The following is a 22,685-nucleotide window of genomic DNA, read 5'->3' as shown; positions in this document are numbered from 1 at the left end:
AAAAAATAAAATATTTGAACTTATGATACTTGAAATGAAAGTTCCCTCTCCCGGGGAATCAATAACAGAAGTAGAAATTTCAACCTGGTTGGTTAAAGAGGGAGATTATGTTGTAAAAGATCAGGCTATTGCGGAAATAGACAGCGATAAAGCTACATTAGACCTTCCGGCAGAAGCTTCCGGTAAAATATCTTTGAAAGCTCAAGAGGGAGATACAGTTCAGGTAGGACATATTATATGTTTAATTGACACGGATGCTGTAAATCCAATTCATGATAAAAAAGAAATAGCAACCAACGAAACAGAAGCAAATGTTTCTACTCATACTACGGAAAATTCTCAAGAAAGACCCGCCGATTCATATGTAAAAGGAACTTGTTCACCGGCAGCCAGAAAAATAGTTAAAGAAAATAATATTTCTCCCGAAGATATTCAAGGAACCGGTAAAAATGGAAGAATAACAAAAAATGATGCGTTACAAGCAGTTCCATCTCTTGGTAATTCTACAGGAAATGGAGTCAGAACGTACCAATCAGTTAAATTATCGGCACTTAGAAGAAAAGTAGCCGAAAGATTGGTAACCGTTAAAAATCAAACCGCCATGTTAACTACTTTTAATGAAGTGGACATGAGTGAAATTTATCGTATAAGGAATGAATATAAAGAGGCATTTAAAAATAAACACAATGTGAATTTAGGATTTATGTCTTTTTTTACCCTTGCTGTTGTAAGAGCATTGCAACTGTTTCCTGATGTTAACTCTATGATTGACGGTGAGAATAAAATAACCTATGATTTTCAAGACATTAGCATAGCTGTGTCCGGACCTAAAGGATTAATGGTTCCTGTCCTTAGAAATGCGGAAACCATGACATTTAGAGGAGTAGAGCACAATATAAAGATCCTTGCGGAAAAAGTGAGAGACGGAAGAATTACCGTGGATGAAATGACCGGAGGAACATTTACCATTACCAATGGAGGAGTTTTTGGTTCTATGTTATCTACCCCGATCATCAATCCACCACAAAGTGCAATTCTTGGAATGCACAACATAATTGAGCGGCCCATCGCAAAAAATAAACAAATTGTTATTGCTCCCATGATGTATGTTGCCCTTTCTTATGATCATAGAATTATCGATGGTAAAGAATCGGTTAGCTTTTTAGTGGCTGTGAAAGAAGCACTTGAAAATCCATTGGAAGTATTGATGAATAATAACATAAATAAAGCATTAGAATTATAAAAATCTATACAACCGCTTATAGCGGTTTTTTTATGAACCAAAAACGTTTTTATACTAAGATTAAATTCATAAAATAAAGCATATATAATATTTTAATATGAAAAGAATACTCTTTGTCTTTACTCTATTATTTTCGTTTCATATTTTATCAGCTCAAGAGTCAGACAGAAAAAAACTGGAAGAATTTCTTTCGAAACAACAAGATATAACCTATGAAAGAATTGAAACTTATAAAGGAGGACCTTTACAATATAAGTTACAAATTAAACAACCTTTAGATTGGTCGGATCCCCATACCGGTTATTTTAATCAACAAGTCATTTTGACCCATACAGGCTTTGACCGGCCTATGCTTATGGAAACGCAAGGGTATGGGATTTATGATGTTAAAAATGAATTGCAGCAAATCTTAAATTCTAACGATTTAAATATTGAACATCGATATTTTGGAACTTCAATACCCGACTCTTCAATATTTAACTGGAAATATTTGACACTTTATAATGCAGCTCATGATTTACACCATATAAACACTATTTTTAAAAAAATATACGGTAAAAAATGGATCAGTACAGGTATAAGCAAAGGAGGACAGTCAACTATATATTATCGATATTTTTTTCCTGAAGATGTAGATGTCTCCGTTCCATATGTGGCTCCGATAAATTATTCTTTGGAAGATTCGCGAATATATAGTTTTTTAAACTCGGTGGGATCGGAAACTTGCAGAAAGAAAATTAAAGATTTTCAACTGTTTATGCTAAAAAATGAAAAGGAAGCCTTAAAATATGTACAAGCCTATTCTGATATAAAAGGTCTTACCTTTAATTATTTGGGATCCCTAGGCAAAGCTTTTGAATATACAGTATTGGAATATCCTTTTTCATTTTGGCAATGGGGATATTCTTGTGATTCCATTCCTCAATCAAATGAGGTTGCGAAGGGAGTGGATTATCTTATAAAAGCCGTTGATATAAGTTTTTTTAGTGATCAGGAAATTAAGCAATATGCGCCACATTATTATCAAGCAGCCTTAGAAATGGGATATTACGGATATGATATTTCACCATTTAAAAATTATTTAAACTATTTTACTGAAAATCCTTTAGCAACATTTCCTCCTAAAGAAGCAGGAAAAATCACATATAGTCCGAAACTCACCAAAAAATTAGAAAAATGGTTAGATACTCAGGGTACTAATTTTATATATATTTATGGGGAATTGGACACATGGAGCGCTACCAAAGTTATCCCTTCTTTAAAAACTAATTCCTTTAAATTGGAACTTCCCGGAGCAAACCATGCTTCAGCAAGAATCGCAAACATGAATCAAATGATGAGAAATCAGTTGAGCGATTCCTTATATCAGTGGATAGGGATTAGACCTAATTATAGTTTATTAAATTAATTATTTTATATTTTTAAAAAGAAATAACTAATAAATTTATTAAAATATAAATAGAAAACTAAATTTAAATTTTTATTTTATCTTGGAATAGAATTTGTATTTAAATGATTTAATTGTAGCATATTTCTTTTTTTTAATAAAAATAGAGATAAATACTGGGTTAATTAAAAATACTTTCGTTTTAATTAATATTTAATTAACAAGAATTCTATATATAAATTATAATTTTGTGTAATCATTAATTTACTAATAATACGGATTGAATTAATTATAAATTTAAAAGTAATAAATTTACAATTTTAAAACCTGGGTGTAAAAATGGAAAAAGGAAAGAAGAAGAATAGAATATTTAGAGATGCGTTTGGCCATTGGTTTATCTTAAAAAGATTTCTTATATTCACCTTTGGGGTTATATCATATAATAGATTCAACGGATTTAATAAATTAAAGCTTAAAGGAACTGAAAACCTGTTAAAGCTTCCTGATACCAATGTATTGTTCGTATCCAATCATCAAACCTATTTTGCGGATGTATTTGCTATGTATCATGTATTTTGTGCCGTAAAGCACGGATATATTGACACCATTAAAAATCCTGTTTATCTTTTAGATCCGAAAGTAGATTTATATTATGTAGCGGCAAAAGAAACCATGAATAAGGGATTATTAGCCAAATTATTTTCTTTAGCAGGAGCAATTACTGTTAAAAGAACTTGGAGAGATGCAGGAAAAGATGTCAATCGAAAAGTTGATATGAATGAAATAGATAATATTTTGCAAGCCTTGGATAGCGGATGGGTAGTTACCTTTCCACAAGGTACGGTAACTCCTTGGTCACCCGGTCGAAGAGGAGCGGCAAAAATTATCAAAAAAAATAAACCCATTGTAATACCTGTTGTAATCGATGGATTCAGAAGAGCTTTTGATCGTAAAGGCTTACTCGTTAAAAAAAGGGGAGTTGAACCCAAAATGACATTTAAAGCTCCTTTAGACATCGATTATGAGAACGAAGATTCAAATGAAATTTTAGCTAAAATCATGATAGCTATAGAACAAGATCCAAGTTTTTTAAAAGTTAAATCGGTAGAGGAACTGGAAGCAGAAAGGGAAGAAGAAAAGACCCGATCATTTTTTGAACTATAATTTATTACAGAGATAAAAAAAGGCAGTCGTATTTAGCTGTCTTTTTTAGTTTAAAAAAGTATCTTTGTTCTGAAAAATATCGGTAAATGAAAATACATTTTATAGCGATAGGTGGAAGTGCCATGCATAATTTGGCTTTGGCCTTGGCTCAAAAAGGCTACACTGTTACAGGTTCTGATGATGCAATTTTTGAACCTTCCCTCTCAAGATTAAAAAAACAAGGCATAGCACCCAATTCATTGGGGTGGTTTCCCGACAAGATTACTTCGGATATAGATGCAGTAATTTTGGGAATGCATGCTCATTCAGATAATCCCGAACTTCAAAAAGCAAAAGAATTAAATTTAAAAATTTATTCATATCCTGAATTTCTATACGAACAATCTAAAAATAAAACCCGAGTAGTTATCGCAGGTTCTCACGGTAAAACCACGATAACCTCCATGGTTCTTCATGTACTTAAGTATCATCTGGTAGATGTTGATTATATGGTTGGTGCTCAATTGGAAGGATTTGATACCATGGTGAAGCTCACAGATACTAATGAATTTATGATTTTAGAAGGGGATGAGTATTTATCTTCACCGATCGATTTACGTTCAAAATTTCTTTTGTATCAGCCTAATATAGCTTTACTCAGTGGGATCGCCTGGGATCATATCAATGTATTTCCAACTTTTGAGTCTTATAAGCAACCCTTTCTATCTTTTGTAAATACGATAAGTCAAGGAGGTGCCTTAATTTATAATGAAGAAGATAAAGAAGTTGTAGAGGTAGTAGAACAATCGAGTAACTATCTGAAAAAGTTTCCCTATCATACACCCAATTATGTAATTAAAGATGAAAAAGTATATCTTCAAACTTCTGAAGGAGAATTACAATTGTCGTTATTTGGTAGACATAATCTTTTGAATTTAGAAGGTGCACGATTGGTTTGTAATCAAATAGGTATACAAAATGAAGCGTTTTATGAAGCAATACTATCATTTAAAGGTGCTTCACGAAGATTGGAAAAAATATACGAAACAAATGAATATATAGTATATAAAGATTTTGCACATGCACCTTCTAAAGTAATGGCAACGGTCAAAGCGGTTAAAGAAAATTTTTCCAATAAACGACTGATAGCTTGTTTAGAACTCCATACATATAGTTCACTAAACCCAGAATTTTTAAAACAATACAAAAACACATTGGACAAAGCTGATGAGGCAATTGTTTTTTATAGTGAAGATGCTTTAAAAATCAAAAGAATGGAACCAATTTCAAAAGAACTGATTATAAATTCTTTTGAAAAAAATAATTTACAAGTCTTTACAGATCCTGTTATATTAGAGAACTATTTAAAAGAAATCGATAAAAATAACAGTATTTTTTTAATGATGAGCTCCGGAAATTACGGCGGAATAAATTTGGACTCAATTTTTAAATAAAAACAAAATATACTAAATCATAAAAATCTTTCTTTTCGGAAAGATTTTTTTATGCGATGAATTTTATAAGCCCTTTATAAAGGATATATATTCGTCTATGCTTTTATCCAAAGTACCATTATCAGCTGCATAATAAGAATTATATAACATATAATACCCCCTAAAATTCGAACTAACATAGGCTGCCGTAAGTTTAATAGGCAAAATTAAATCTTCCAAATTCAGATTTTTATTATCTTTAAGATCGTCTTCACTTATACCGGCAGACAATGCTAATGCTATTTTTTTATCTTTTAATTTATCCCCTTTAGATCCATAGGCCCAGCCATAAGTAAATACCTCATCGATCCATCGTTTTATTAAACCGGGTACATTAAACCAATATATTGGATATTGTAAAATTAAGTTTTCATGGTTTTCAATTAACTTTTGTTCTTTTTGAACATCAATTTTGTAATCCGGATATTCATAGCAAAGATTATGAACTGTAAAATCTTTCGGATATTTTTTTAATTCTTCGGACCATCTTTTATGAATTATCGATTGATTTAAATTGGGGTGACCATTAATAATTAATGTTTTCATCTTTTCTAATTTGATTATAGTTTTTATAAATTATATATTGTAATCATTGTAAATATATTAATTTATAATCAAATTTAGTATAATTATGAGTCAATATTTGCTAAAAAATAAATAGTTGAATAATTTAGATTTCAATAATTATGAGTACTTAACCAATATAAATAAATGTAATATGAAAAATAAAGAAGTATAAATGATTATACTTAGAATAGTGTATATTTTAAACTTTTGAATAAAAAAGGGAATCAGACTATATTTTTAGTAAGTAAGGATTAATTCAAAATGTGACTAAAAAAACTTGAAATTATTTCAATAACTCAATAGCTTGTTTTCTTGCATTTTCTGTAATATCAGAACCGCTTATTAACTGAGCAATTTCCTCAATCCTTTCCTCATGATTCAGTAAACGTATTTGAGTTTGAGTTTCCCCCGATTTTTCCGTTTTTTCGACCTTAAATTGACTGTTTCCTTTTGCTGCGACTTGAGGCAAATGAGTAATGGCAATTAATTGCATGGTTGAAGCCATTTGCTGCATTAATTTTCCCATTTCATTAGCAATTCGTCCTGAAACCCCCGTATCAATTTCATCAAGAATTAAAGTAGGCAATGCTTCTTTCTCAGACATAATTTTTTTTATCGCTAACATTACGCGTGATCGTTCACCTCCCGATATGGCTTTAGCTATAGGCTGTAAGGACATGCCGGCATTAGCGGAAAATAAAATATTGACGATATCTGTACCGTTTGCAGTAAATTGATCTGTTTTTTGTATGGAAATTTCAATTTTAGATTTTTCCATTCCTAAATGTGAAAGTATAGTGAGTATTTTTTTTTCTAATTCAGGAACATGTGTCTTTCTTTTAGTATGAAGATCCTGAGACCATTTAGTAAGTTCTGAAGAAAGTGTTTTTATAGTATCTTGACAGGCTTGGATTTGATTTTCCAAATTCATCAAATCAGAGGTATCTTTAGATAAAGAATCTCTAATTTGTTTTAATTCCTCTATAGTGGTTACTTTATGCTTCGCATATAAAGAATGAATTAAATCAACTTTTTGAGTAAGATCTTCATAACGCAGCGGATTGAAGTCTAATCTTTCAAGGAAAAAGTCGGATTCTGCTGATATATCTTGTAATTCCAACTTAACGCTGCTGATTCTTTCAGATAATTTCATTAAATCCCCTGAATATTGCGAGCCTTTATCCATGCGCGAAGATACTTCTCGTAATTGATTTAAAATCCCTATCTCATCATTATCTAAGATTTGTTTGACTTCAGTTAAGATTTGAGCTAAATATTCAGAATTTTTCAACAAATTCAGCTCATTTTCCATATCAACAAAATTGATGGAATCTAATTGAGCAGTATTTAACTCTTCTAATAAATAGTTTTTATAATCAACTTCTTCATTACCTAAAAGTAATTTATCCTTTAACGAGGTAAGCCTCGAATTTTCAAATACGTATTTTTGATAAACTTTTTGATACTCTTTCAAATCTAAAGTTGCACCGGAATAAGTATCCAATATATGTAATTGATATTTATCATTCATCAGATCCGAAGTATCAAATTGAGAATGAATATCAATAAGTTTTTCAGTTAGCGAATGTAATACAGATAGGGTAACCGGAGTATCATTAATAAAAGCTCTAGATTTACCTGAAGGTAAAATTTCTCTTCTAATAATAGTAATAGGATCGAAATCCAATTCATTTTGAATAAAAAAGTCAGAAAATAGTTCGCGATCAAGAGTGAATTCCGCTTCAACAAAGCATTTTTCATCAGCATTTTTCAAAGATTTGTAATCTGCCCGCTCGCCTAAAACTAATTTTAATGCTCCCAGAATTATGGATTTACCGGCACCGGTTTCGCCTGTAACAGTTATCATACCGGAAGGAAAGTCAATATCCAGGATATCTATCAACGCATAATTACGAATTGATAAATGAGATAGCATAAATTTCTAATTTTTAATTTTATTCCAGTATTCGTTACTGTTGATTGGATTGATTTTTTGTAACAGAGTTTTCAATTCTGAAATGTTCATTGAAGTAACCGGAGTTCCGCCAGAAAATATATTGGCTATTTCTTCACGTTTTGCAGTTAAGAAAAGATCTAAAGGATAAAACTGATAATTGGAAGAATATTCATTTAATTTCATTAAATAAGTAGCAATGTGAGTTTTAGCTTGTAATTCATTAGAAGACATTACATCTAATCCTAAACGATGATAATTATAAGAAATATTTCTTAACATTTTTGCTTTATCATTTATTAGATAGGAAATAAGAGATCCTCGGGTTCTAGGACCGTCAAAAGTATTCCACCCGTTGTATCCTTGATTAATGGAATTATCTGCAATTTTTTGAGCTTTATCAAAATATTCATTTCCTCCGTATAGTGAAAATGTGTCTGCGTCAAATCCTAAGATCATATAAATATAATAGGCTATAACATCAGTTAAATTTTTTCCGCTGAATCTGGTTTCATTAAATACTAAATTTTCGGATTCTAGATAATTAAAGGTAAAATCGGTGTCTTGATAATTTAACACCGGTGTGATATATGAAGAATTATAAACCGGTCTGCTGGATTGAATTAATAAGGTAGCTTTAAATTTATCTGTTGAAATTCGTTCCTCAATAATAATTCCGAACGAACATTTAATACGTTCCTGCACAGATAATTTTTTACCCTGAACCCAATCCGTATTGTTGATAAATTCTTTTAAATCTTTTTTCAAGGTAGTAAAAACTTGATTGTTTGATCCTTGAACTTTACTGTAATCAATATTTACATCAGCAAATAATTGTTGGCAAGTAGCAAACAAAGGTAAAAACAGCAATAGAGTAATTAAAGATATATGTTTCATAAATCAGGTTTTAATTCTTTCATGAATAGATTTTAAAATATTTTCAGCAACTTTTTCTTTGGTTTGAAGATCAAAATACTCTATATCTCCCTTGTTATCTAAAATAGTTATTTTATTGGTATCGTAAGAAAATCCTGCGCCTTTATCCTGTAAAGAATTTAAAACAATCATATTTAAATTCTTTTTGTTCAATTTAGTAAGAGCATTTTCTTCTTCATTATTCGTTTCAAGAGCAAATCCCACTAAAAATTGGTTACTTTTGGTTTTACCTAACTCTAAAAGTATATCTTTATTTTTTAATAAGGGTAAAGAAAATGATTCTTCATTTTTCTTAATTTTCGTTTTAGATACAGTTTCAGGTCTATAATCGGCTACTGCTGCGGCCATAATAACAATATCTGTACTCTGATAATGTTCTGTTACTTTTTGATACATTTCTTCAGAAGACATAACATCTATTCTTTTAATAGAAGAATAATGAGAGAGTTTTTGACAGGTAGGACCGGATACTAAGGTAACTTCAGCCCCTAATTTTTCGGCTGCTTTAGCTATTTCAAAACCCATTTTACCTGAAGAATGATTGCCTATAAAACGTACCGGATCAATAGGTTCATAGGTAGGACCGGCAGTAATCAATAGTTTCTTTTTATAAAAAATTAACTCTTTTCGTATATAATTTTCAATAAAGTTTAAAATTTCTTCCGGCTCTGCCATTCTTCCTTCACCTTCCAATCCACTGGCAAGTTCGCCCTTATTTGGAGGTATTAAAATATCTCCTTTTTGTTGAAGTTTCTTAATGTTTTCCTGATTGTATGGATTTTTATACATATCCAAATCCATTGCAGGAGCAAAAAAAACTGTGTTTTTTGCTGACAAATAAGTTGCTAAAGCTAGATTATCAGCTTCGGCACTAGCCATTTTAGACAATGTATTGGAGGTAGCAGGTGCTACCACCAAATAATCGGCATGTAAAGCTAAATCTACATGGTTGTTCCATTCTCCGGTGTTTCCTTCAAAAAATTGAGTATATACCGGTTTTTTGGAAAGAGTCGATAAAGTTAAGGGAGTAATAAAATTATGAGCCTTAGGGGTCATAATTACCTGCACTTCACAACCTCTTTTCATGAAGAGCCTTACAAGGGAAGCAGTTTTATAAGCAGCTATGCCACCTGTAATAATTAAAACGATCTTTTTCCCTTCTAAAACCGACATTTGAAAAAATGGATATTAGGCGTCTGTTTTTCTAAAATAAACTTCGTTATCTAACCATTCTTGAATGGCAATTAACGTTGGTTTAGGTAATCTTTCGTAATATTTAGAAACTTCGATTTGTTCTCTGTTTTCGAATACTTCATCTAGAGAATCGCTATTAGAAGCAAATTCATCTAATTTTTGGTTTAAATCATTTTTAATAAAGGTATTGATTTGTTCAGCTCTTTTACCTATGATTACTATGGCTTCATAAATGTTACCTACTTTACTTTCAATTTGTTGTCTGTTGAAAGTAATGGTTGTGTTGGGTGCATTTAATTCTTTTAAATTCATATTTTGATGGTGTATAATTAGTTAACTTATTTTATTTTTTCGCTCTTTTTCTGCTGATTTTAGTTTATCTTCCGATTGATCTTTTGCTTCATTAATGCTTTTTTCTTTGTTCTGATACACTATTCTGGCATTTTCCAATCGATTATTCAATCTTTTAGCTTCGTCTAAATATTCAGATTTTGGAAATAATTTGCAAAAGTTGTTATATGAATTAACCGCATCATTAATCCGTTCATTTTGCAATCTATGGATGGAATTAACTGCTAATTCAGTTTTTGCTCTTAAAGAATAAATTAAGATATCTTCACGCAATTTAGTATCCGGAAAATCGCTTAATACATTATCAAAAGAAATAATAGCGGCTTTATATTCTGTTACTTTATATAAAGTTTTAGCATTTTCAAAGGCTTTCTTTTCCAACTTTCTTGTCAAATCGTCCATCATTCGGTTGCATTCTGCAATCTTATCCGAGTTTGGATACGTATCAATATAGAGTTGTAATTCTTTTAACGCATCACGAGTATTCGTTTGATCCAAATTATAATCAGGAGAGTCTGCATAATAACAATAAGCAGCCATAAATGCAGCTTCATCTGCTCTTGAATCTTTAGGATACGACATTACAAAATTTTTAAACTGATGAGCCGCAAGTCTGTAGTTTTTATCCAGGTAATTCAAATAAGCTGTTCGATAAGAAACTTCAGGAGCTTCATCTGTTCCTACTATAAATTTGTTTGCATACTCGTATAAGCTAATGGCTTGAGAATATTTTTTTCTTTGTTCATATTCTTCAGCAACCTTTAATATCAAGTCTTTATCAGTACTTTTCAAAGCTTGATTTAATCTTCTCTCACAACTAATTAAAAGGAGAAATGACAAACCTAGTAGAGGTATTTTTTTCATCTAACTACAAAATTACATCTTTTTATAATTTAAAACAAATAAATAACATTTATTGATATAAATGATACCTAAAAGTAAACAGCTAATAAATAGGTTAATAAACCCTTATTGCAATAAAATTTAAGCTAAGATGGATAGGTTTTCTAATTCTTTTTCTATTTTTTCAATGAGATTAGAAGACGCAGGAGTCAATGGTAAACGCGTATAGGGTTTACAAATTCCTTTAAGAGATAATAATGCTTTTATACCGGAAGGGTTGCCTTCAGCAAAGATAAGTTCAAACAGTTTTTTAATTTTATAATGAATTTTATAAGCATCATCGACTTTCCTTTCTAATGCCAGTTGCATCATTTGAGAAACTTCATGGGGAAGAGCTTGACCTAAAACAGATATTACTCCTAAACCACCTGCTAATACCATAGGTAAAGCCAATTCATCATCTCCGGAAATCACCATAAAATCAGATGGTTTATCTTTAATAATTTGTGTGGACTGTAAAAAGTTCGGGCTTGCTTCTTTAATTCCTAAAATATTTGGGCAGTCTTGAGCTAATCGTAGGGTTGTTCCAGCTTCAATGTTAGAGCCGGTTCTCCCGGGAACATTATATAGTAGTATAGGTTTGTTGCTGTTTTCTGCTATGCTTTTATAGTGAAGGTAAATTCCTTCTTGGGAAGGTTTATTGTAATAAGGAGAAACGGAAAGTATTGCCGTAAAATCTTCCAGATCGGTTGTACGAACTTGATGTAATATATCTGCCGTATTATTTCCACCTATACCCAAAACCAAAGGTAATCTCTTGTTGTTACTCTTTTTTACGCAATCAATTACCTGTTTTTTTTCTTCTGAGTTTAAAGTAGCATTTTCGGCAGTAGTACCCAAAATTACTAGGTAGTTGGTACCGCCTTCAATATTGTAATTTACTAATTTTTCTAAGGATGGAAAATCAACCGTCCCATCTTCGCAAAAAGGTGTAATCAAAGCCACACCTAATCCTTGTAATGATTTCATAAGAGTAACAATTTTGTCTTTATACTATAAAAAGTAAAAATACTATTTATTATTGAAATATGTAAAAAAATGAATGATAGATATAGCTATTTTATGGCCTTAAATATAAGCATCTTACAAATTCGATAAGAAGTTTAAAGTATCAACACCATCTGCATAATCATCTATTTTAGGATTTTGAGCCTGTCCGGGAGCTACTGTTTTAAATTGATGATAAGGTTGGGCACTCACTACGCATTGTAGAGAATCTGCATGCTGAGAGATAAATTTTTCAAGTTCTGAGTCATCCGAATACGTACTGTAATATAGAGTGCCTATAGGACTAAATAAATTCCGAGATTCTTTCAATAGTATAAAGTTATTATCCCAAAACAGTTCTTGATTCATTAGATAAATCGCTTTATTATAATCGTAATTATTCGAATATTTGGTATGATTAATACAATCTTGATAGGAAATAAAAACTTCGAAGAGTTTATTAATATCATAATTTTCAGGAATGAAAAGTTGAGTAACACTTCTGCATCCTAAACCAAAATAAGAAAATACATCATCAGCCAGGCCGTGCAAATCTTCTTTCGATTCATTCCCATTAAGTATAGCGATTGAAGTTCTATTTTTACGTATTATATGCGGTATATCTTTAAAAAAATATTCAAAATATCTGGCAGTATTGGTAGTTCCGGTAGTAATAACCGCATCACAAGGAGGAAGTTTATCTACCCATTCAAATTCCAATTCTTCACAAAATTCTTTCCATAAGTTAAGTATAAAAGGGATAAGAACAGAGTCTTTAGATGATAATTTTATTTTTGCCTGATGCCCTGCCAGCAAAGTACTGATACAGTCGTGAAATCCAACCATAGGTATATTACCCGCTAATACCAATCCAACAGTTTTAGATTCTTCGGATTTTATTGTATAGTTAGATAACCATTGGGTTAGTATTTCTTCAGTAAGAACATTATTCCAATAATTTAAAACCGAAAGAATGCTGTTTTCAGTAAACCAAGGGTTTTTTATCTCAGCAAGAGAGATACTATTTTTAAATTCGGAATATGTTGGGGATTCCGCCCGGTTTTTAGTAAGAAATTGATCTAAAATATTTCTTACGGCAGCTAACGACTTTATTCTTTGATTTAAACTCATTTTTACTTATGATAAATGTGAAAAAAATTGTATAATTTTGCACAAAAGTAAATTAAAATTAAATAATGGCTATAAAAATTACGGATGAATGTATAAATTGTGGAGCTTGTGAGCCGGAATGTCCTAATAATGCAATATATGAAGGAGCTGTTGACTGGAAACTGTCTGAAGGAACAGGTTTAACCGGTATGATAGTTACGAAAAGTGGTCTTTCAATTGATGCGGATGCTCCTCAAAAACCTATATCTGACGATATTTATTATATAGTTGCTGACAAATGTACAGAATGCGTAGGGTTTCATGAAGAACCCCAGTGTGCTGCTGTATGTCCTGTCGATTGTTGTGTTCCGGATGATGCTCATGTTGAAAGTAATGAAGAACTACACGCTAAAAAAGATTTTTTACATCCTTCTTAATAGAAGTTGTACGCATTTACTTTATTTCTCAATAAGATAAAAACATTATATTTATTAAATAATGAAAAAATATAACTTTAGTGCAGGACCTTCTACTTTACCGGAAGAAGTTATTCAACAAGCCTCTCAGGCTGTAATGGATTTTAATAATAACGGGATCTCTTTAATTGAAATATCTCATAGAAGTAAAGATTTTATAGCTATCATGGAAGAAGCTAGATCGCTAGCTAAGAAATTAATGAAGTTGGATGATAATCATGAAGTTTTATATTTACAAGGAGGAGCCAGTTTGCAATTTTCTATGGTTCCCTATAATCTGCTTAAGTCGAAAGCGGCTTATGTTGACAGCGGAAATTTTGCATCTATGGCAATTAAAGAAGCAGAAAAAATCGGTAATATAGAGGTTGTTGCTTCATCTAAACAAGATAAATATACCTATATTCCTAAAGATTATGTGGTACCCTCTGATGCTGATTACTTACATATAACCACTAATAATACGGTTTACGGAACAGAAATAAAAACATTTCCTGATACTGATATACCTTTAGTATGTGATATGTCATCGGATATTTTAAGCAGGAACATAGATTATAATAAATTTGCTGTATTGTATGCAGGTGCTCAAAAAAATCTTGGTCCGGCAGGAGTTACCCTGGTTGTTGTGGATAAAAGATTATTGGGAAAAACAGGAAGAAATTTACCTTCTTATTTAGATTATGAAGTTCATATTGCCAAAGAAAGCATGGCTAATACTCCACCCGTTTTTGCAGTGTATACCACCTTATTAAATTTACGCTGGTTGGAGAAACAAGGAGGAACAGAAGGCATTGAGAAAAAAAATAAAGAAAAGGCGGAATTGTTATATAATGAAATCGATCGAAATCCGTTATTTAGAGGTGTTTGTGTGAAAGAAGACAGATCGCCTATGAATGTATGTTTCTTTTTGAACGATGAAGAAAAACATAAAGCCCGATTTGATCAAATGTGGAAAGATGCAAATATTGTAGGTGTGGGGGGATACAGAACGGTAGGAGGATACAGAGCCAGCATTTACAATGCCATGCCTTTAGAGGGGGTGCAAGTGTTAGTTAATGTTATGAAAGAACTTGAAAAAACCGCTTAAAAATTAATTTAAAAGTATTACAATGAAAATATTACCTAACGATGGCATTTCTTTATCTGCGATCGAATTTTTAGAAAAAGAAGGACATGAAGTTTTAAACCATAAAGTTGCTCAAGAACAATTAGCTAACTTTATAAATGATAACAACATTGATGTATTATTAGTTAGAAGTGCTACTCAGGTTCGAAAAGAACTGATAGATCAGTGTCCGTCAATAAAAATTATTGGTAGAGGAGGAGTAGGGATGGACAATATAGATGTACAATATGCCAAAGAAAAAGGAATTCATGTAATTAATACTCCGGCTGCATCTTCCAGATCTGTCGCAGAATTGGTGTTTGCACATATGTTTAGCTTATACAGATATTTGCAAGATTCTAATCGTAACATGCCTTTAGAAGGAGACACGAATTTTGCAGCATTAAAAAAGTCTTATTCAGGAGCTATGGAGCTTGGAGGTAAAACTTTAGGAGTTATCGGTTTCGGACGAATCGGGGTGGAAGTTATCAAAATAGGATTGAGTTTAGGAATGAAAATATTGGTTTCTGATGTAAATGACATCACTAAAACTATTTCATTGGATTTCTTTGACGGTCAACAAGTTCATTTTGAAATATCCACAGTTCCAATGGAAGAAGTCATTAAAAATTCTGATGTTATTTCTGTCCATATTCCTAAACAAAATAAATATATAATTGGCGAAGCAGAACTTAATAAAATGAAGCCTAATGCAATTATTGTGAATGCTTCAAGAGGGGGGATTATCGATGAAGTTGCCTTAATTAATGCCTTAAATGAAGATAAAATATTCGGAGCAGCATTAGATGTTTTTGAAAAAGAACCTAAACCGGAAATCACCTTATTAATGAACCCTAAACTATCTTTATCTCCACATATAGGAGGAAATACCAAAGAAGCTCAAGAAAGGGTAGGTATGGAATTAGCTGATCAAATTATTGAATTAGCAAAAAAATAGTATTGTAAACAATATACATTAAAAATTTTATTTAGTTCTTACATTGTTCTTAAATGGTCTTATATGTTAAGTTTTAAACCTTTTAAAGGAATACATGCTAAAGAGGAAGATATCAAAGATTTTCCCATGTATTCGCCGGATATATATTCTGATGAGCAAATAAGAATGAAACTAAGAGGCAAAACTCCTTCTTATATCGATCTTATTAAACCGATTTTTTTCAAAGGAGAAAGTCCTTTGGAAAATCGTTTAAAAAAGATAAGAAAAAGGTATGAGGATTATGTGAAAGACAATTTGCTTGATCATGATCCTGCCTCATTTTATATTTATGAGCAGAAAAAAAAATCCGGAGAAACCTTTAGAGGAGTTATAGGATTAATCTCTGTGGATGATTTTAAAGGAAAAAATATAAAAGTACCTTCGCCTACTAATGAAACAAAAGTCAATGGATTTACCCAATTTTTAGATACCACCTATTTGCAAACTAATCCAATATTACTTTGTTATGAATCCAATTCCAAAATAGAGATATTAATGGATTTAGAAATGAAAAGTAAACCATTTATCCATTTTGAGGATGAAATGGACGTTTCACATAGGTTATGGAGAATAGATAACCGATTAAAGTTATCACAATTTAAAGACGTTGTTTCTAATTTGCCTTCTTTATATTTAGCCGATGGATATTACCGGTTGATGGGAGCTATAAATCACTCAGACAAGATTAAAGATAAAAGTAAAACTAAAAATTTCTTATTTGACCAAAACCATCAAGTATTATCTTTATTAGTTTCAGGTCAAAACTTAAAAATTATAGAATATAATAGATTAATAAAATCACTAAACGGGTTAACAAAAAAAGATATTTTCTCAAAACTGGAAGAACATTTTACTATTAATTATAAAGGCAAAGAACCCTATTTTCCCTCACATAAACATCATATAAGCATGTACATGGACGGAGAGTTTTTTGGTTTATACATTAAACATGAATTTAGGGGAATGAAGGAAGGATTAGGTACTATTGATACGTATTTATTTAATACCTTTATCTTAGAAAAGATTTTTAATATAAAGGATTCCAAGCAAGAAATGAATTTAGTATCTTATATAAAAGGTTCCAACGGTATTGAAGGGATAAAAAAAATAAAAGAAGAAGTAGATAAGGGTGATTTTACTATAGGATTTGGTTTTTATCCTCCTTCATTTTCCGACTTACAAAAAGTATTGGAATTAGGAGAAAAATTACCCGATAAAATCACCTATATTGAACCTAAATTTCCTACGGGTATGATTATGGTAAACATGAAATAAATATTAATAAATTATTATAATCAAAATTCAGATCCATTGGTAAATGGTAAAATTTTGTAATTATTAAAACAAAATTAATCTTTCATTAATTGTATTTGACCGGCATAAGGGGTGTCATCAATAATTTTCCAATTATTAAGTTTTACCATGTTATACAATTCTGTCAGATTGGAAATCAACTGTTTTTTAGCTAAATATTGTATATTAGATTTTTGAACTTCTTTAGTTATATCTTTTTTCCCTTCTTCCATTACTTCATTAAGTTCAGATTTTGAAAAATCATTTAAAAAACCGGTTTCCATATTATAAATTTCAACATCGGGATATACATGTAATTCGGGATCGGGTATTGACAAAATATGTACTGTTTTATGAGCTGAGTCTACCTCAATTTTCATCTTTTTCATATCATACGTTACTTGAGCCATGGCAGTAATGTACAATACAATATTTTTATTTAGAAAATCAAAATATTTAGGATTAAAATTATTATACTTTTTAGTCTTAAATGAAGAATAATTTTGTTCAATAACAATCATTTTATTCAAACGCTGAATTTCATGATTTATAATTCTGGTTTCAGATTTTACATTTTCTTTACCCGATTGTCTTAAAATAAATATAAATAGTAATAAACCTAAGATTAAAAATACTATGGATATAAAATATTTTTTTAAAAATTTAAGGATTATCATTATATATTTTTTAGTATTAATAATAGTGCATAAATCATGCAAAAAGATAATAAAATAAAAAAGAGTTTAAGGCGTGAATGGAATAATTTTTATGTAGGATTTTTTTTTATTTAAACAATAGTATATTAATATACTATTGTTTAAATTCTTTTCCGGTAAGAATTTTGTATAAATCTAATTCCAGGGATTCATTTGGAGATTCAACTATTCTGCCAATTTCTATATTGCGACGTTTAGGGTTGTGATTGGCTTTATAGAGTATAAAAGTCGGTATACTAACTATATTCTTTTGATTTTGTTCGCCATACAAACTCTCTTTTTTACGATTTAAAGCATAAAGTTTTAATTTTCTTTGAGGATAATTGGTTACATCCAGAATTTTTAAAAATCGAGGAAGTTGCTCATGAGTGTCACTGCACCAAGTACCAAAATATATTTCAATGTTATAAATTTTTATTTTATTTTTTATTTTATTTATAACATTACGATCAGGAACATAAGAATTATATTCGTCCGTATACCATGAACTGAAATCAGATTGTTTCAAAGCATCTCGAGTTATTTGACCAAATAAAATAGTTTCGCCCTCGGAATCAGTTAGTTTTTTATTAACAATCATTTTATCGGATGTTCTACAACTTATAAGTATAGTTAAAATAAATATAAAAATAAGGGATTGTTTTAACTTCATATAAATATAATTTTGGTAAATATACAAATCTCCATCTATTATCTTAAAAAGAATAGTTCAAACATTTAATATATCATTATTCCACAAAATTTAATTTAAGAATATCAATAATATAAAATATATTATTTAAGTATTAAATTATTTATTCTTAAGCATTAAAATAAATAATAAAAGATAATGCTTGCTAGTTTATCGTAAATAATCTAATATATTGTTCTTATGCTATGTGCTGTAAATTCATGCTTTCCCGTTTAGATAGGGTATTAATAAATGTTTATTCCAAAACAGCTATAGGAATTATCATTTCTTCAAGTGAAATTCCACCATGCTGGTAAGTATCCTTATAATAATTAACATAATGATTATAATTTTTAGGATAAGCAAAAAACTTATTTTCTTTAGCAAAAATATATTTTGAATTTAGGTTAACTTTTGGTAAAAAATAATCTTCCGGATCATTCACAGCAAAAACATCTTTTTCATCGTATTGTAAGTTTTTTCCTAATTTATATCTAAGGTTAGTGGATGATTCTTTATCGCCGATTACTTTACTAGGCTTTTTCACATAAATGGTCCCATGATCGGTGGTAATGATCAATTTAAATCCTTCTTCAGCGGCGGATTGAATGATTTTTAATATACTTGAATTTTCAAACCAGGTATAAGTTAAAGATCGGAACGTTTTGTCATCCCTGATTAATTCATTGACAATATTATTATTGGTTTTTGCGTGAGAAAGAATATCTATAAAGTTATAAACGATAGTGATAAAATCAACATTACTACTGTGATGTTTAAATTCATCAGAAATTTTTTTCTCAAATTCTGCATTTAAAATTTTAAAATATTTATTTCTGATATTTTTTAAACCTAAACGCTGAAGCTGAGCAGTTAATAATTCACTCTCATATTGATTTTTATGTTCATCATCATTTTCGCCAATCCAATATTGAGGAAATTTTTTTTCAATCTCTAAAGGTAGTAAACCGGCAAAAAAAGAATTTCTTGCATATTGGGTAGCTGAAGGAAGAATGCTGAAATAGGATTTCTCAGTTATAGAATTATAATACTTAGAAAATAAAGGTTCAATAATTTTCCATTGATCATAACGCAAATTATCAATCATTAGAAGCAAAACCTTTTGATGATTATTAATCACCGGTCTAACGACATCATTGAATGCAGTATGAGTCATAATCGGTTTTTGTTCAGAATGCAACCAATCATGATAATTATTTTCTATGAATTTTGCAAACAAACTGTTTGCTTCATCCTTTTGATTACTTAAAATAGCACTCATTTCAACATCGGAAAGTTTATCAAAACTAATATCCCATTGAATAAGTTTTAAATAAAGTTGTATCCAATCTTCATACGATTGAGCATACATTAAGTCCATTGAAATCTTTCGAAATTCCTGTTGATAATTTTGAACCGTTTTTTTCTCGATTATCTCATCGCTTTTAAGTATTTTCTTTAAACTTATCAATACTTGATTGGGATTAACAGGCTTAAGGATATAATCTGTGATTTTTTCGCCAATGGCTTCTTCCATAATATCTTCAGCTTCATTTTTCGTTACCATAATTACAGGTAAATTCGATTTTATTTCCTTAATCTTTTGTAGAGCTTCTAAACCGCCAATACCGGGCATATTTTCATCAAGCAGAACTGCATCAAAATTGTTTATGGGAATCAGTTCTAAGGCTTCAGCTGCATTGTTGACATAAATAACCTCATATCCTTTGTTTTTTAAAAAAATTATATGAGGTTCCAATAGTTCTATTTCGTCATCAATCCATAATATTTTTTTACCCATGCCTATATAGTTATTTATTTACATTAATTTTGCATTAATGTACAAAAAATATGCCTATTGGAAAAAATAAATAAGAGGAAAATTTTTAATGATCCGGTATTAGGATTTGTTTCCATATCCGATGATTTACTATTTGATATCATTGAACATCCCTATTTTCAGAGGTTACGACGGATATCTCAAACAGGCTTAAGCTATTATGTTTATCCCGGTTCTACACATTCGAGATTCCTACATGCCTTAGGGTGTATCAATTTAATGCAAATTACCCATAAAGTCTTTAAAGATAAAGGCGTTAAAATTTCAAAAGAAGAAGAAAGAGCCTCTTTAATAGCTATATTATTACATGACATAGGACATGGACCCTTTTCTCATGCACTAGAATCAACATTGTTGGAAGGAATACATCACGAAAAACTTTCAATCACTTTTATGAAATTATTAAATGAGGAATTTAATAATGAATTATCATTAGCAATTGATATTTTTTTAAATAAATATCCTCGTAAATTTTTCCATCAATTAATTTCAAGTCAAATAGATTTAGATCGATTGGATTATCTAAAAAGAGATAGTTTCTTCACCGGAGTTTCTGAAGGTAATGTAAATTCAGAAAGGATTATAACTATGATGAATGTAGTTAATGATGAATTGGTAATTGATGGTAAAGGAATCTATTCAATAGAGAAATACTTGACATCAAGAATGTTTATGTATTGGCAGGTATATTTCCATAAAACATCGGTAACTGCCGAAATATATTTAATTGAAGCTTTAAAAAGAGCCAAACAATTGGTGAAAAAAGGTAAAAATGTTCCATCTTCCGATGTTTTGCAATATTTTTTGGAAAAATCCGACTTTGTTGAAATTAACAAAATAGATTTGGAGAAATTTGCTCAGCTTGATGATTCTGATGTAATTTCAGCCTTGAAATTATGGCAGTCTCATGAAGACAAAACATTGAGTTTATTAAGTCAATTCATTATTCAAAGAGAATTACCCTCATCACTTATAATTTCAGAACCTATTTCAAATGAAAAAGTAGAACAAATAAAAAATGAAGTTAAAAAATTATATTCCATAGAAGATGCAGGGTATTTTGTACACCAAAAAGAGTTAAGTGTATTAGCATACAACGATACCAAAGACCCGATCAAATTACTTTTAAAAAATGGGAAAATTTTGGAATTACAAAAAGCAGATAATCAAGTCTTAGTTAAAGATTTAAGAAAGAAAATAACTCGTTATCATTTATGTATACCCAGAGAAATTAGTGGTGTTAAATAAAGATTTTTATAATCATAATAAAATGTTTACATTTGCCAATCATGGAATTTAGCGCTGAACAAGTAGCAAATTTAGTAAATGGGGTTATAAAAGGTAACCCCCAGGAAAAAGTATCTTATATATCTAAAATAGAAGATGGTAAGCCCGGTACCATAACCTTTTTAGGAGGAGAAAAATATCAGGAATATTTAAAAGATACCAAAGCTTCTATTGTTATTATATCAAAAGAACTATTACCGAAGGACATTTCCAATTTACCAACTATTATTGTTGTGGAAAATGCATATTCAGCTTTCAATAAATTATTGACTATTTATAATGAGATGAAAATAAAAAAACAGGGTATTGAAAGTCCTGTATTTATATCTCAATCTGCAAATTTATCGGAAGATGTTTATGTAGGGGCATTTGCTTATATATCAAATCATGTAAAAATAGGTAACAATACTAAAATTTACCCTCATGTATTCATAGGTGAAAATGTTAGTATTGGAGATAATTGTTACTTAGGTCCCGGAGTTAAAATTTATGATGATTGCGTAATAGGAAATAATTGTTCTATTCATGCAGGAACTATAATAGGAGGAGACGGTTTTGGATTTCAGCCAACAAGCGAAGGATACGAAAAAGTACCCCAATTAGGTAATGTTATTATTGAAGATAATGTAGAAGTAGGATCAAATTGTACTATTGACCGAGCCACCATAGGATCAACAATTATCAAAAAAGGAGTTAAATTAGATAATTTAATACAAGTAGCACATAATGTAGTAATTGGAGAGCATACAGTTATAGCAGCTCAAGCAGGTATAGCAGGTTCTTCAAAATTAGGAAAATGGAGTATGATCGGTGGACAGGTAGGAATTTCCGGACATCTAAATGTAGGAAATAGAGTTATAGTTCAAGCACAAAGCGGGATAACTAATGATGTAGAAGATGACCAAAGACTATTCGGTTCTCCAGCAATACAATATTTAAAATATCAAAAAAGTTTTATATACTTTAAAAAACTTCCTGAAATAGTCAATAGATTAGAGAAGTTAGAAAAAGGTAAAAAGTAAATCTTTAACTA

The 22,685-nt window shown here is 30.3% G+C and carries 21 protein-coding genes; 10 read left to right on the top strand and 11 right to left on the bottom strand.

The annotated features are described in order from the left end of the window. Positions 1–22: 22 nt before the first annotated feature. From odhB to murC, 4 genes are all read left to right on the top strand, one after another. Positions 23–1,243, top strand: coding sequence for a 2-oxoglutarate dehydrogenase complex dihydrolipoyllysine-residue succinyltransferase (odhB, locus tag GYM72_RS05450; RefSeq protein WP_220263700.1), 1,221 nt, complete (start codon positions 23–25; stop codon positions 1,241–1,243). A gap of 97 nt (positions 1,244–1,340) precedes the next feature. Further along, the gene (locus tag GYM72_RS05445; protein WP_220263699.1) at positions 1,341–2,651 is read left to right on the top strand and encodes a S28 family serine protease; all 1,311 of its coding nucleotides are present in this window, start codon (positions 1,341–1,343) and stop codon (positions 2,649–2,651) included. A gap of 318 nt (positions 2,652–2,969) precedes the next feature. Continuing rightward, positions 2,970–3,794 (top strand): 1-acyl-sn-glycerol-3-phosphate acyltransferase, encoded by an 825-nt coding sequence (locus tag GYM72_RS05440; RefSeq protein ID WP_160543121.1) that lies wholly within the window; start codon positions 2,970–2,972, stop codon positions 3,792–3,794. An 86-nt stretch (positions 3,795–3,880) separates the two neighbouring features. Next, positions 3,881–5,227: a UDP-N-acetylmuramate--L-alanine ligase gene (gene murC / locus GYM72_RS05435; RefSeq protein WP_220263698.1), complete on the top strand. Its 1,347-nt coding sequence runs from the start codon at positions 3,881–3,883 to the stop codon at positions 5,225–5,227. A gap of 63 nt (positions 5,228–5,290) precedes the next feature. On the opposite strand, the gene GYM72_RS05430 is transcribed toward murC, so the two are convergent. The 8 genes from GYM72_RS05430 to GYM72_RS05395 all read right to left on the bottom strand — a co-directional run bounded on the left by GYM72_RS05430 (position 5,291) and on the right by GYM72_RS05395 (position 13,289). After that, complete coding sequence (locus GYM72_RS05430) at positions 5,291–5,812, bottom strand: NAD(P)H-dependent oxidoreductase (protein ID WP_160543119.1); 522 nt, start codon at positions 5,810–5,812, stop codon at positions 5,291–5,293. Between the two features lie 304 nt (positions 5,813–6,116). Further along, positions 6,117–7,769, bottom strand: a complete 1,653-nt coding sequence (gene recN / locus GYM72_RS05425; RefSeq protein ID WP_220263697.1) for a DNA repair protein RecN — start codon at positions 7,767–7,769, stop codon at positions 6,117–6,119. Between the two features lie 6 nt (positions 7,770–7,775). Beyond that, positions 7,776–8,684 carry a DUF4835 family protein gene (locus GYM72_RS05420; protein ID WP_220263696.1) on the bottom strand — a complete coding sequence of 303 codons (909 nt, stop codon included), beginning with the start codon at positions 8,682–8,684 and terminating at the stop codon, positions 7,776–7,778. A gap of 3 nt (positions 8,685–8,687) precedes the next feature. After that, complete coding sequence (gene coaBC, locus GYM72_RS05415) at positions 8,688–9,896, bottom strand: bifunctional phosphopantothenoylcysteine decarboxylase/phosphopantothenate--cysteine ligase CoaBC (protein WP_220263695.1); 1,209 nt, start codon at positions 9,894–9,896, stop codon at positions 8,688–8,690. Between the two features lie 15 nt (positions 9,897–9,911). After that, complete coding sequence (locus tag GYM72_RS05410) at positions 9,912–10,229, bottom strand: DNA-directed RNA polymerase subunit omega (protein ID WP_160543115.1); 318 nt, start codon at positions 10,227–10,229, stop codon at positions 9,912–9,914. A gap of 21 nt (positions 10,230–10,250) precedes the next feature. Further along, positions 10,251–11,132: an outer membrane protein assembly factor BamD gene (locus GYM72_RS05405; RefSeq protein WP_105297779.1), complete on the bottom strand. Its 882-nt coding sequence runs from the start codon at positions 11,130–11,132 to the stop codon at positions 10,251–10,253. 120 nt (positions 11,133–11,252) lie between these two features. After that, positions 11,253–12,140, bottom strand: coding sequence for a 4-hydroxy-tetrahydrodipicolinate synthase (gene dapA / locus GYM72_RS05400; RefSeq protein ID WP_220263694.1), 888 nt, complete (start codon positions 12,138–12,140; stop codon positions 11,253–11,255). 114 nt (positions 12,141–12,254) lie between these two features. Further along, on the bottom strand, positions 12,255–13,289 hold the full coding sequence (locus tag GYM72_RS05395) for an acyl-CoA reductase (protein WP_220263693.1): 1,035 nt from the start codon (positions 13,287–13,289) through the stop codon (positions 12,255–12,257). Positions 13,290–13,354: 65 nt separating this feature from the next. Between GYM72_RS05395 and GYM72_RS05390 the strand changes: the two genes are divergently transcribed. The 4 genes from GYM72_RS05390 (at position 13,355) to GYM72_RS05375 (ending at position 17,121) form a co-directional block, all read left to right on the top strand. After that, positions 13,355–13,705, top strand: a complete 351-nt coding sequence (locus tag GYM72_RS05390) for a 4Fe-4S dicluster domain-containing protein (protein WP_220263692.1) — start codon at positions 13,355–13,357, stop codon at positions 13,703–13,705. Positions 13,706–13,766: 61 nt separating this feature from the next. Next, complete coding sequence (gene serC / locus GYM72_RS05385; protein ID WP_220263691.1) at positions 13,767–14,831, top strand: 3-phosphoserine/phosphohydroxythreonine transaminase; 1,065 nt, start codon at positions 13,767–13,769, stop codon at positions 14,829–14,831. Between the two features lie 22 nt (positions 14,832–14,853). Then, positions 14,854–15,807 (top strand): D-2-hydroxyacid dehydrogenase, encoded by a 954-nt coding sequence (locus tag GYM72_RS05380; protein WP_220263690.1) that lies wholly within the window; start codon positions 14,854–14,856, stop codon positions 15,805–15,807. 63 nt (positions 15,808–15,870) lie between these two features. Further along, entirely contained in the window at positions 15,871–17,121 is a 1,251-nt protein-coding gene (locus GYM72_RS05375; RefSeq protein ID WP_220263689.1) for a DUF1015 domain-containing protein, read from the top strand. A 74-nt stretch (positions 17,122–17,195) separates the two neighbouring features. Here the strand turns inward: GYM72_RS05375 and GYM72_RS05370 are convergent, their stop codons facing one another. The 3 genes from GYM72_RS05370 to GYM72_RS05360 all read right to left on the bottom strand — a co-directional run bounded on the left by GYM72_RS05370 (position 17,196) and on the right by GYM72_RS05360 (position 20,326). Beyond that, on the bottom strand, positions 17,196–17,816 hold the full coding sequence (locus GYM72_RS05370) for a DUF4230 domain-containing protein (RefSeq protein WP_220263688.1): 621 nt from the start codon (positions 17,814–17,816) through the stop codon (positions 17,196–17,198). 133 nt (positions 17,817–17,949) lie between these two features. Beyond that, complete coding sequence (locus GYM72_RS05365; protein ID WP_220263687.1) at positions 17,950–18,507, bottom strand: hypothetical protein; 558 nt, start codon at positions 18,505–18,507, stop codon at positions 17,950–17,952. A gap of 274 nt (positions 18,508–18,781) precedes the next feature. Next, entirely contained in the window at positions 18,782–20,326 is a 1,545-nt protein-coding gene (locus tag GYM72_RS05360; protein WP_220263686.1) for a bifunctional response regulator/alkaline phosphatase family protein, read from the bottom strand. Between the two features lie 57 nt (positions 20,327–20,383). Here GYM72_RS05360 and GYM72_RS05355 point away from each other — a divergent pair, with 57 nt between their 5' ends. Together GYM72_RS05355 and lpxD are read left to right on the top strand one after the other, a co-directional pair. Continuing rightward, complete coding sequence (locus GYM72_RS05355) at positions 20,384–21,613, top strand: HD domain-containing protein (protein WP_220263685.1); 1,230 nt, start codon at positions 20,384–20,386, stop codon at positions 21,611–21,613. Positions 21,614–21,654: 41 nt separating this feature from the next. Further along, on the top strand, positions 21,655–22,674 hold the full coding sequence (gene lpxD, locus GYM72_RS05350) for a UDP-3-O-(3-hydroxymyristoyl)glucosamine N-acyltransferase (RefSeq protein WP_220263684.1): 1,020 nt from the start codon (positions 21,655–21,657) through the stop codon (positions 22,672–22,674). Positions 22,675–22,685: the final 11 nt, after the last annotated feature.

This window comes from Apibacter sp. ESL0404, assembly GCF_019469245.1.
GTDB lineage: Bacteria > Bacteroidota > Bacteroidia > Flavobacteriales > Weeksellaceae > Apibacter.
Note: the sequence above shows the minus strand (reverse complement) of the source record. Positions and strands in the feature narration are given on the sequence as shown.